This is a genomic window from Vibrio sp. S12_S33 (assembly GCF_963889785.1).
Taxonomy (GTDB): domain Bacteria; phylum Pseudomonadota; class Gammaproteobacteria; order Enterobacterales; family Vibrionaceae; genus Vibrio; species Vibrio aestuarianus.
On sequence record NZ_CAWPQZ010000039.1, the window covers coordinates 21472 to 33651 of the forward strand.

Sequence of the window (12180 nt, forward strand, 5' to 3'; positions counted from 1 at the left end):
TAAATATATCAAGCAATACTTCAGGATGAAACTAGCGCATGGAGCCGCTTGTTTGATAACAACAAACAACTGTGGACATGACAATGCAAATCACTAAACGCTCAATACTTGCAATTTCTATTGCAGCTTTACTTTCTGCCTGTGGCAGCGATGACTCTGGAAACTCTGGTGCGCCAGTGAAACCTGAACCATTAAAGCCTCAACCAGCCCAAACGGTTGATGTTGCAGTTGGCAATGCCAACGTTAAAGCAATGAAAGAATCTCTAGTTATCACAACCGCTGAAGGTGAAGAAAAACTTGGCTCTGTTGAATCTTTCAAAGGCATTACCTTTGCTGAGGCCGCGCGGTTTGATCACAGTAATACCATTGATTTTTCAGGTGATATTGATGCGACTCAATTTGGTGATGCTTGCCCACAGCTCAAAGCAACGACTCAAGCACAGAGCGAAGACTGTTTAAACCTAAACATCTGGCGACCTGAAGGCACCGTTCAAGGTGAAGACCTACCTGTTTATGTATTTATCCACGGTGGTGATTTTGAATACGGCTCAGGTGCAAACCCGATGATCCACGGTGACAAAGTGGTGGCGCAAGGCGCAGACGAAGGTAATCCATTTATTGTGGTGACGTTTAACTACCGCTTGGGCTTACTTGGTTCCAACTGGGTAAAAGGTACCGACAAAGACGACAATGGTAACTATGGTCTTGGTGACCAAGAAACCCTATTAAAATGGGTGCAAGACAATATTCAAGACTTTGGTGGTAACGCTGGTAACGTCACCCTGATGGGCCAAGGTTCCGGTGCTATGTCGATCGCTTTATTGCAACAAAAAGTCGCCGAGGGTGAGTTGGAAGATACCTATTTCCAACGCGCCATTATGCAAAGCATGCCATATGGCTTTGAATACAAAAGCTACAATACAGCCAAAGGCCAAGAAATCAAAGAGGAGCTTAAAGATGCACCGCTAGATGAACTCCTTAATACTCAAAGCGAGGAACTTGAACCGCTCAACACACTTGTAAACTGGTTGAAATCTTCTGTTATTCTTTTAACTAACTCTACACCAATGGCCACACTAATGCCTTATGCGCCCTACTTGGAGTGTAAAAGTAAATATAAAGACACATGTATCGAAGGTAAACCACAGCCTAGCCAGGCTGACTTTGTTGTCCCAACCGTTATTGGTGTTAATGCGAAAGACTCAGGTAGCATGAGCTTTCTACCAAACTTAATGTCTTTAGTGCCGCTTATCCTTGACCTAATGGGTGAAGACACGGGTGATGCTGAGTACACAGCGCAACGTATGGCTGAGTGGTTATCTGTTGACGAAAATAAACAACTTGTTGAAGCACGTATTCAAATGCTGGCAAGCAGTGATGAGTTTAGCGCACAACTTATTGATCTCGAAGACTTAATTGAGAAATTGCCAAAGTCCGCTTATGAAGCCATCACTCAGCTTTTCTTTGGTTTGAAGAACGATACTGGCAGCAACTTGCTTGCGCTAGCTGACTTCTATCCAAATGACGAGCACGAGTTAAGTGGTGCCTTTGACAACATGGGTCAATATCGCACGATCATGAAGGACATGCTGTTCACAGGTCCAGCACGATTGAAAGCAGCTCAAAGTGAAGCTGCCACCATGTATTACTTTGATCATAGCCCAAGCTTCAATGTCTGGACTTACAACACAGGGCCTAATGGTGAAGTTGATTTCGGTGACTTACTGAAATCTATCAGCTGTGCCACTGGTGCTTGTAACGGTTCTGAACTTCCGTTTGTGTTTAACAAAGCCGTCAAAATGGATGGTACAGAAACTCACCCTAGCTCAAAAGATAAAAAGCTAATGAACGAAATGTCACGAGTATGGTTCAGCGACGAATTGTTCTCAGATTATCAATATGATGCAACACAAGACTCTATATTACTGATTGATGAAAACGGCGTTCACCTTTCTGCTCAAGATTGGGATAGAACAGAAAATAAAGGCATTGATGCGAAGCTGCGAAACGGTCGCCTTAGTGGTCTAGAAGATCAAGGAATCTTGATTAACTACCTTCAAGACTAAATTAATGAATAAGGCCAGTTCGCTGGCCTTTTTTATAACAACCCTTTTAAAATCCTACGAGAGTCCCATGTTTAACAAAACACTTCGTACCTTATGTGTCCTATTGTGTGTCGCATTTGTCGCAGGATGCGCACAGCCTTACCCCAAAGTAGAACCAGACTTTGAATCAGATTGGCAAGCGCAAAACTATCATGCAGAGCTTGCCCTGCTCGCGAGTGCACCAGAGGCTTTTGCCAGACGTATCCAATTGGTTCGCAACGCAAAATCATCGATTGATATGACGTATTTCGACTGGGAGAAAGACACCTTAGGCATCTTGCTGTTAAGCGAAATCAAATTTGCCGCCAACCGAGGCGTAAAAGTAAGGCTCACCCTTGATGACCTTATGGTATTCAACGAAAAGTGGCTTGCCGAACTCGATAGCCACGAAAATATTGAAATCCGTATATTCAACCCGTTTGATTCTCGAAAAATAGGGTGGCTTGGCCGTGCGATTAACTTTGCCTCGAATCAAGACAGATTAGACAACCGCTTACATGAGAAATATTTTAATGTTGACCATACGAACATGATTTTAGGTGGGCGGAATATTGGTAGCGATTATTTCGGTTACAACAAAAAAGCAAATTTCTTTGATTTGGACGTACTATTCCAAGGTGATGTCATCAAAGCCTTTGATGCCAACTACAACCATACGTGGAACAGTAAGCATGTGACCCCTATCCAAGAACTTATCAAAGCCGATGAGAATCATCGTTATGCTGACTTCTACAAAGCAATGGCAAAGGCAAACAAAGGCAATACACCGGTCATCCAAGATGTCTATGACCAAGTCGCCAAATTGAAACAGCCTGATTTAATTAGCGCTGAGATTACTCCCGTCTTCGACTCGTTAAAAAAACTCGAAAACAACAAGCCTTATTTTCGCACGCGAGCCGAGCGAACCATCAAAGCTGAGTTGAATGCCGCTAAAAATGTGATCATTTCAACCCCATATATGGTGCCGACGCAAGGTAAGTTCTCTGTGATAGAGCAGCTCGAAAAGCAAGGGACAGAGGTGACTTTACTCACCAACTCTTCGGCATCGAATGACTCTGGGTTTATTCCTGCGTATTACCAAAAGCATCGCATCACACTATTAAATAAAGGTGTTGATCTGTACGAATATAAAGATACGGCCCGCAACGAAGATCATTTCTATCATGGTGATACTTTTTATCATAACAAGGCGCTAATCTTTGACGACAAGCTAAGCTTTATTGGATCTTCCAACTTTGACCCCAGATCAGACTTTTTAAATCTGGAGTTTGGGTTGTTTATCCGCAGTGACGCTTTTGCCAAACATTTGCAAGAGTATCTACTGGGAGACAAAGACTTGTTCTGGAAAGTGACACTGGATGAACAAGGTGAGCCTCTATGGTCATCCCCTAGTGAAACTTCCGTTGATAACCCGAACTATGGTGCTGAACACGAGTTTGTCGATTGGATCTTTAGGAAAATGGACGCTGAGTTCGAGCTGTAACCGACAACAAAAAAGGGCTTAACCATTGGTTAAGCCCTTTTTTAAAACAATTTTAAGTTAGAACTGAGTCCCAATTGAGAAATGGATTCGAAACTCATTGCCCTCAGGTGCATCTAATCCGTAAGCAAAATCAACTTTCATTGGTACGTACTTGGAATTCCAAATTAAACTCAAGCCTGTTCCACGCTTCAAGGCAATATCGTCGTTAAACGCATCACCAATATCATAGAACGCGCCCAGCCAAACTTGTTGATAAACCTGATACTGATATTCAAAACCAGCGGCAAACATATAACGAGCCCCTGTTAACGCACCATTTTCATCTCGTGGTGAGATCGACTCATAATCATACCCACGTAAATTCTCGTCACCACCAGCAAAAAAACGAAGCGACGAGGGAACATCTTCAAGTGAATTAACAATATTAATGCCGACATTTGAACGAAAATGAAATTTTTGCTTCTCGCTTATATCCCAAGATAACACGCTGTTCCCTTCCAAATGAAGCAACCGAGAATCTGAAAGTAAGTAAGGCTCTGAGTACTCTAAAGAATAAATATGCCTATGATTCAATTCCAGTTGATCATTTTTACGCTCAAGCTGAGAAAAAGTGATACCTGGCATTAGCAATTGTGACTGACTATCTTCTGATGCCTGTTGATATTGCTCTCGTAAATACCTCACATGCATCGTACTTTGCCAGTCACGCTCTAACTGCCAGTGCTTTTCGAACGTAAGTTTATTGGTAAAACTCGCTGTATCTCTATAATCGACACGCGTGGAGTCAAACTGAATACCGTAGTAATCCGTTAGAACGTTTTTGGTCGGTATTTTGTAACCCATCAAAAGCGATTGTTCAGGTTGAGAGAGCGAGGCTTCCGCCTTCAAACTATGCCCACGACTGTTATACCAGGGCTTAGTCCATTTAAGTGATGCTCTAGGACCTAAGTCTGTCTTATAACCACCACCAACTTGGACAATGTTTTGCGAATTAGGGACTGTCGACACTTCGATAGGCACTTGGTTGTCTTCGGTTTTCTGATCAAAATTACCTTTTACCGCAACACTGCGAAACCAGTTAGTCTGTGAAAGGTTAGATTGGTATTCGCCCAGTTTGATGGAATTAAATCCATCCCCTTTAGCAAATGGACTTAAAGATTTAATACGATCGGTTTCTATAACCGAGCTCACCACAGAAACTTCGCCAAAGTGATAACGAACACCACTATCAAAATGCACCTTTACATTCGCTTGGTTCATGCTTGGGATCACTTCTATCACTGACTGCACAAAATGACCTTCTAAATAGCCTTTTTGTTGTGCAAGGGACAATAAGTTTCGCTTCAATGAATCGTAGTCTGAATGAGAAAGGGGCTGCCCTTGTTGAAGCTTGGCGGCATCAGTCAAATTAATAAAATCTTGATCTTGAGCGGCTTCTCCCGTGATTACGATGCTAGAACTCGAGATAAGCGTTACTGGGCCAACGTCCACATCAATGGACATCTGTTCATCTGCATTTTTAGATACATTAAACTTGGGGTGATAATAACCGTATGGGTTTAGCGCAGCATTAACTAACTTTCTGAGTTGCCCTTGAGAAATGTTCTTAGCAGAGGTTTCAGACAATGGCGAGAGATAGTATTCGAGGTTTTTCTCTAATGGTTTAGCCAACCCTTGAATCGTAAATTCCGCTGCAAAAACATTGCAAACAGGGATCGACGCACAGATTGATATACCCAGTATTTTTTTTACCAAAGAAGCCATATGTCTGTTTGCGTTAATCTTACACTTCAATAGTCTATTGCGGTGATGGGTATCAAGTTAATCGTATATGCAGGACGGTACCCTCCCTATGTGACTAATCACCGATGCTACGAGGTGCTGTATGCGACATTTAATACTCGGGCGGTCTCCCTAACACCCGAGCTATTCATTACCATATCTACAATTTTTTCTTTTACATCTGGCTTGTGGGCTTCGTAAACGTAATCAAGTTAAAAGATCTTTCGACAGTCGAGACACCTGAAACGAGGAAAGCCAGAATGCCCCTTTCCATGCTTACGGACGGGCTCAGTTTTATTGCAGAAGCGACATTGAACTTGAATGGTAAAATATTAGCTGGCGCACTGAAATTAGCACACATTAATGTGGTATCGATTAAAGACGGTAAGCTAACAGAATCAGATCGGTTGCTGGAAAGCCTTGGCGAGCGTGTAAGAGATATCACCATCAGTCCCGATGGCTATATCTATTTTTCAACAGACAGTGGCAAGATCATCCGTCTCCAACCTCAGTAACCAAACTAATTTATGAGCCTACGCTCGGTTGAATAATCGTCCTCGTTGTAAGCTCTGGCCCTTTGTTCAGGCGTATCATAATCAAGACCGCCATAACCATAACACCGGCTGCAAGCAAAAAACCGAGTTGAGTTATACCGAAATGACTTAAAAAAGCGATGGCGACATAACTGACACTTTGGGCTAAGGTCGCAAACATTTGTAGCCCTCCGTCTGCTCGGCCACGTTGATCAATACTAATACTGTGATGCATCCAGTTTGTACGAGCAACACGGTTTAAGGCGTTAAATGTGCCAAAGAAGAACGTAAACATCAGTAGTAGTTGTGGAGAAAATGAAGAAGTGGACCCCAATGGTTGGACACATAAGCTAATATCTTAAGTGGTTGATCCAACTCATGCAGCGTATCTCTGCCTACCAAAGTAGGCTTCATCAGGGGTGAGGTCATTGAGTCCCTGATGGTTACGCTCCTCATTATAAAACACCATGTAGTGGCCGATTTCAAGCTCAGCTTCTCGGGGCGTGGTGTAAGCTTTTAAGTAAACCTCCTCATATTTCAGGCTTCTCCATAATCGCTCGATGAAAACATTGTCGACCCAGCGTTCTTTCCCATCCATACTTATCCTGACTCCATGGTCGATTAGCTTCTGTGTGAATTCGGTGCTGGTAAACTGACTGCCTTGATCTGAGTTGAAGATATCTGGCGGTCCATAATGTTTAAGCGCGTCTTCAAGGGCTTCGATACAAAAGCTCGTGTCCATCGTGTTGGATAGCCGCCATGACAGCACCTTTCGGCTATACCAGTCGATAATGGCGACTAAATACAGGAATCCCTTAGCCATCGGGATATACGTGATGTCAATCGCCCAAGCTTGGTTCGGGTAAGTGACTTCGATATCACGCAAAAGGTAGGGATAAACCTTGTGTGCTTTGTTCGCTAGGGTCGTTCGAGGCTTGGGATAAATAGCCCCAATGCCCATGTCTCGCATGAGCCGAACGACACGTTTACGATTAACGTTATGGCCTTTTTTAGCCAACTCATTTCGAATGCGTCTGCTCCCCATGAACGGATACTGAAGGTGAATTTCGTCAATCATGCGACGTAGTTCAATCTCTTCAGCAGAGAGTCCTATGGGTTGATAGTAAGCAGTAGAGCGAGCAATACTGAGAAGCTCACACTGGCGCTTTATTGGCAATTGGGTGGATTTAACCAGCGAGCTCTTTCGCTGGGCTCGGTCTAACGACCGAGCACTTTGGCCAAAAAATCATTTTCCATGGTCAATTGACCAATTTTGGCGTGCAGTTTGTCCACTTCTTCAGAACTGTCCTTGCCTGACTGGCTTTCAGAGGCAAAAATCATGGCTGCATTTTCGAGCAGTTCTTTTTTCCATGTAGAGATTTGGTTAGCGTGAAGGTTGTATTTCTGAGCTAACTCAGCGACAGTTTTATCACCTCTAGCAGCATCAAGCGCCACCTTAGCTTTAAATTCGGGTGAGTGGTTTCTACGTTTTCTAGTCATAATCTATTCCAGTATTTTTAGGTACTATACAAACAGATCAATCACTTAAAGTCATGTCCGAAAATTGGGGGCCACTTCTGTTGGCGTAATCAAGGCAACCAACGTCGCTATCATCGAAATGTGTTGCGCAGAATTGCGGTGATCAAAGCCGCGCAAATGGTTGGTCTTACCTTAGAAGAAATAGCAGACTCGTTGGCTAATTTACCAAAACATCAGGCACCAAGTCGTCAGTAGTGGGAAAAAATGGCCTCAAATTGGAGCACTATGCTTGAGCATCGTATTCGGCAGCTAAAGGCGCTACAAAATGATCTCGGAGGTTGTATTGGCTGCGGTTGCTTATCCATGGAATCATGCGCTATCTACAACCCGCAAGATATTCGAGCAGAAACCTTTGCTGGCAAAACCCTAATCACACACCCTGAAGAATGGTCTGGCGACGTTGATACGTAAATTGAAACAGGAAGGAACACAATACCGAGAGCTATTGTCTGAAGTACGGATGAACCATGCACTAAATTTTGGCTTAACACCAAGTGCTTATATGAAGACGATAATCAACCCACCACGAACATAAATGTTATAGTGAGTTATTTTCAATTACACACATTTTTATATTGATCACTAAAAACTAAAAGCAGGAATAATCACTTGACTGATACTGAAATCAACAAACAAATAGACCTGCTTATTCTCTATTTAATTAGGATAAATAGTTTAACCTTCGTAAATAACAATAAATTATTTATTCTTGCGGAGGAGTTCCTTCACAATTAGAAACAACTGCATCAATTTGTACTAATGCATCCATAGGAATAGCTGAAACACCAACGACTGTCCTTGCAGGAAGCTCACCTTTAAAGAAAGTAGTATAAACTTCGTTTACCGCATTAATATCTTCAATATGTTTAAGTTGAATATTTACTTTAACTATATCATCCATAACATGGTCAACACTTTCTATGATAGCCTTAATATTTTTCAAACATTGTTCCGCTTGCGCTTTTACATCACCGGCAACTATTTCACTTGTTTGTGGAACAACAGGTAATTGACCAGAAACATGGTTGTAATGAGAAAAAGCCACGGTATGCGAGTAAGGCGCTTGTGGCGCATTTTCTGTATTATTTGCTTCAATCACAAGTAGACGAGCATCTTCTGGCAATTGTGGTGGTGTGCCGTCACCGTGTGACACTGCGGTATCAATCTGCACCAACGCATCCATAGGTAAAGCGGCTGCATTAATAACAGTGCGTGCCGGAACATAGCTTGAGAAATATTCGGCACAAACTTCATTGACCACTTCAATATCTGAAATATTTTTAAGGAATATCGTTGTTTTCACGATATCGCCCATTACATGATCGATACTTTCTAGAATGGCTTTAATGTTATTTAGACATTGTTTTGCCTGCTCTTTAACACCACCTGCAACCAATACACCTGTGGTTGGATCAATAGGCAGTTGAGATGAAAGGTTATTGTAATGAGAAAAGGCAACGGTTTGTGAATACAAGCCTTGTGGTGCATTATCTGTGTTCCTTGAAACTTTAATAAGTGCACATGGAGCTTGTGGAGCTGTACCTTCACCGTTTGAAATAAGCGCATCCATTTGAACTAAAGCATCGCTCATCGGTAAAGCAGCAACCGCGGCAGTCGTGCGGGTAGGAAGAGAACTTTGAAAAAAGTCTGGATAAACTTCATCGATAGCCTCAATATCGGCAATATTCTTAACGAAGATATTAATCTTCACCACATCGTCCATAACATGGTCAATACTTTCCACTATCGTTTTAATATTTTTTAAGCACTGTTTGGCTTGGTCTTTTACACAACCCACTACAATTTCACCTGTTGTAGGATCTATAGGTAGTTGAGCTGAAATATTATTATAATGAGAAAAAGCTACAGTTTGAGTAGATACAGTGCTTTTAGGTGCGTTGTCTGTGTTTCTTGAAACTTTTACAATATTGCCAGTCATATCAAAATTTATCCTATTATATATTGCAGGAATACGTATTTATATTTAATAGATCGTATTGAAAAGAACGATTAAAGTGGCGCAATGGTAAGTAAATTTACTCGGTGTAAATGTGACATAGTACAAATTATCATTTTCTATAAGACCATAAAAAACCGGATAAATAGTCACTTAACGACTAATTATCCACATTTCTAGGAATAAATTAGATTAATTAATATTTAGCATAAGAATGATTCGTAAATAGTGAATAGAATCCCAGAGGTTAAAGCCATTAACTCACTTAATTTATCGCAATTTTGATACCTTGTTCACAACAAAACAGTTCAAATACTCACATCAGCTCAATTGATACGATTTTTATGTCTTTATAAATGAATAAATTATCTGGAAAACTCAAGTTGGTTATCTTTATGTTAATCTGAATTACAATTAGTCTCTATATTGTAAACTTTGAACTTAAAAAATAACAAAGGCGAACCAATGGTTCGCCTTGTACTTTATTATTCATTAAACCGCTAACAACTAATATTTATCAGAAGCAACGTAATAGTTTTCTTTAAACGCTAAACTTCCCCACATGGCATTTGCGTGAGCTCGCTTCACCACATCTGGATCTACCGCTTTTTCTGTTAATGTGTCCGTTTTTTGATCATATTCATAAGTTGAGATACCCTGTCCAGGTTGGATAACCACCACTTGGTTATCAGCTGTCATATAACCGTAATTCTTGTCACGCTGCACCATAATACGCTGTTTTTCAACAGGAACATCACGAGTCAAGTCATGTCCAATCATTGGGTTTTGGCTGCTAATACCGGCTAGTGAAAGCAGCGTCGGTGCTAGGTCAATTTGGCTCACAAGACGATCATCGATCTGATGTTCAATTCCACCACCAAAAATCACCGCAGGGATTCTGAAGTAATCAACTGGTACTGGTTGGTTACCTTGCGTTCTTGCGTCATGGTCTGCAACCGCAATAAAGATGGTGTTATCCCAATAATCCGATTTTTTAGCCGCTTCAACAAACTGCCCTAACGCATGGTCAGCGTATTTCACCGCATTTTCAACCGTCTGTTTCGGCTCATTATATGGCTCAATCACGTTATCAGGATATTCAAATGGGCTGTGATTGGATGAGCTAAATACCAAACTGAAGAAAGGTTTACCTTCTTCATTCATTTGTGTGAATTGTTGGTTTGCTTTTTGGTATAGATCTTCATCTGATACGCCCCAAGAACCAACAAACTTAGGATCAGCAAAGGTTGGGAAGTCTTGCATGTCGACAAAACCATTACCTAAGAAGAAGCTCTTCATATTATCAAAATGGCTTTCACCACCATAAATAAATTGAGTATGGTAGCCACGCGACTTTAGCAAGTCTGCTATCGAGAAAAAGTTAGTTTGGCTTTTACCTAACTTGACAACAGAGCGTGCTGGTGTTGGAGAAAAACCGGTTGTCATCGCCTCTATACCACGTACCGAACGTGTACCTGTTGCGTACAAACGAGTAAATGCCCATCCTTCATCAATCAGCTTATCCATGTTAGGTGAGACATCAATCCCGCCTAATCGACTGACATAGCGTGCACCGTGACTTTCAAGTAGTAAGATAACGATGTTCTTTGGTTTCCCTTGATATGTTGCCTGATGCTTAGCCATACTTGGTTGGGTATCTGAAACAAAATATTGAGCATCAATGTTCATCGATGCATGAATCTCATTGATCACCTCTTGCTTCTCCATTTTTGGATAGAACTCAAATGCGTTCGCTTCAGATTTCATCTGTTTAGCAGCAAAAATAACAGAGAATGATGAGTTAAGCGTTAAATCGTTGATCAATGGATCACTGGAAAATGAAACCATGGCTGGGTTTAGAGGACGATGACCCAATGAAGAACGCGCACCTAGCACACCCACAGCAACGACTAACACTGCCAATAGTGGTCGCCAGTACCATTTAGGAAAACTTAGGTTAGCAACTAACTGCTTGCTCCACTTCCAGCCTAAAACAACCGTCAGAGTAGAAACGACCGCACCGATAAGCAGCTCTAACTTGTAGCCCGTCCACAGCATACTGAACACTTCTTTCGGGTAAATAAGATATTCAACAAACAAGCGGTTTGGACGTAAATCATATTCCATGATAAATGGCGGAGTGGCCACTTCCATATACACTATGAGCCATAGACCCAGAGTGATCCAGACTCTTAATACCCAATGCCAGGCGCGTCCAACAATGTGGTTACCAGACAATAAACAAGAGAGCAGCGCGGGTAAAATAAGTAGATAACATAGCAATACAATGTCGACTCGCAAGCCACTAAAGAAAATTGTCAGCCAACCGTGAGCGTCACTGACTCTGTCAAAATGCCAGATCGCGAGCCCTAAGCGAGATACGAAAAATATTGCAATCCCCATAAGGAAAACGGCAACTATAGGATACAAGGGACCGAAGTAAGGTTTTAGTTTATTGAACATAAATTTCAAGACGCATTATTATTAATTGGATTGGTGGATGATACTGTATGGCATAGCTCAAACGAATAAGTTCCTCATTTTTCCTAAAGACTCTTTACTTTCGTGTGCACTAACATCAAGTTTTTGTATCGATTTGCTGAGTATTCCACCAGCGATGTAGAAAAAATGTATCCGCCCCACGATCCCACGGGGCGTTTTAGTGTGAGAAGTTCCAAGGAAGAAGTGAGTTGATATCAGGCTCTGGCTTTGCCAGTTCCCTCATACATTTGGCCATGTAATCGTAGAGTATCAGTCCGTTAGCTTTCGCCGTCTCGATGA

The 12180-nt window shown here is 41.7% G+C and carries 7 protein-coding genes and 5 pseudogenes; 5 read left to right on the top strand and 7 right to left on the bottom strand.

Going from position 1 to position 12180, the window contains the following annotated elements; translation table 11 throughout:
* The first annotated feature begins 83 nt into the window (after positions 1 to 83).
* Together AACW06_RS15275 and AACW06_RS15280 are read left to right on the top strand one after the other, a co-directional pair.
* Entirely contained in the window at positions 84 to 2066 is a 1983-nt protein-coding gene (locus tag AACW06_RS15275; RefSeq protein ID WP_192075722.1) for a carboxylesterase family protein, read from the top strand.
* Positions 2067 to 2133: 67 nt separating this feature from the next.
* Complete coding sequence (locus AACW06_RS15280) at positions 2134 to 3588, top strand: phospholipase D-like domain-containing protein (protein WP_192075723.1); 1455 nt, start codon at positions 2134 to 2136, stop codon at positions 3586 to 3588.
* A 57-nt stretch (positions 3589 to 3645) separates the two neighbouring features.
* Here the strand turns inward: AACW06_RS15280 and AACW06_RS15285 are convergent, their stop codons facing one another.
* Both AACW06_RS15285 and AACW06_RS15290 read right to left on the bottom strand, forming a co-directional pair.
* Positions 3646 to 5352, bottom strand: coding sequence for an autotransporter assembly complex protein TamA (locus AACW06_RS15285; RefSeq protein WP_192075724.1), 1707 nt, complete (start codon positions 5350 to 5352; stop codon positions 3646 to 3648).
* A 131-nt stretch (positions 5353 to 5483) separates the two neighbouring features.
* Positions 5484 to 5693, bottom strand: a pseudogene (locus tag AACW06_RS15290) (IS1-like element transposase); the annotation flags it as partial.
* Between AACW06_RS15290 and AACW06_RS15295 the strand changes: the two are divergent.
* A pseudogene (locus AACW06_RS15295) lies at positions 5688 to 5885 on the top strand (PQQ-dependent sugar dehydrogenase); the annotation flags it as partial. The pseudogenes AACW06_RS15290 and AACW06_RS15295 overlap by 6 nt on opposite strands.
* A 10-nt stretch (positions 5886 to 5895) precedes the next feature.
* Here the strand turns inward: AACW06_RS15295 and AACW06_RS15300 are convergent.
* Both AACW06_RS15300 and AACW06_RS15305 read right to left on the bottom strand, forming a co-directional pair.
* Positions 5896 to 6225, bottom strand: a pseudogene (locus tag AACW06_RS15300) (MFS transporter); the annotation flags it as partial.
* 54 nt (positions 6226 to 6279) lie between these two features.
* Positions 6280 to 7403, bottom strand: a protein-coding gene (locus AACW06_RS15305) for an IS3 family transposase (RefSeq protein ID WP_192075725.1) whose coding sequence is annotated in 2 segments (ribosomal slippage) — positions 6280 to 7151 and positions 7151 to 7403 — 1125 coding nt in all. Because the reading frame shifts where the segments join, the coding sequence is not laid out codon by codon here.
* An 81-nt stretch (positions 7404 to 7484) separates the two neighbouring features.
* Between AACW06_RS15305 and soxR the strand changes: the two are divergent.
* A pseudogene (gene soxR / locus AACW06_RS15310) lies at positions 7485 to 7853 on the top strand (redox-sensitive transcriptional activator SoxR); the annotation flags it as partial.
* Positions 7837 to 7977, top strand: a pseudogene (locus AACW06_RS15315) (AraC family transcriptional regulator); the annotation flags it as partial. The pseudogenes soxR and AACW06_RS15315, both read left to right, overlap by 17 nt.
* 168 nt (positions 7978 to 8145) lie before the next feature.
* Here the strand turns inward: AACW06_RS15315 and AACW06_RS15320 are convergent.
* From AACW06_RS15320 to AACW06_RS15330, 3 genes are all read right to left on the bottom strand, one after another.
* Entirely contained in the window at positions 8146 to 9381 is a 1236-nt protein-coding gene (locus tag AACW06_RS15320) for a RidA family protein (RefSeq protein ID WP_192075726.1), read from the bottom strand.
* A 525-nt stretch (positions 9382 to 9906) separates the two neighbouring features.
* The gene (locus tag AACW06_RS15325; RefSeq protein WP_192075727.1) at positions 9907 to 11862 is read right to left on the bottom strand and encodes an LTA synthase family protein; all 1956 of its coding nucleotides are present in this window, start codon (positions 11860 to 11862) and stop codon (positions 9907 to 9909) included.
* A 196-nt stretch (positions 11863 to 12058) separates the two neighbouring features.
* A partial coding sequence (locus AACW06_RS15330; RefSeq protein ID WP_192075728.1) for a transposase domain-containing protein occupies positions 12059 to 12180 on the bottom strand: 122 nt, incomplete at its 5' end.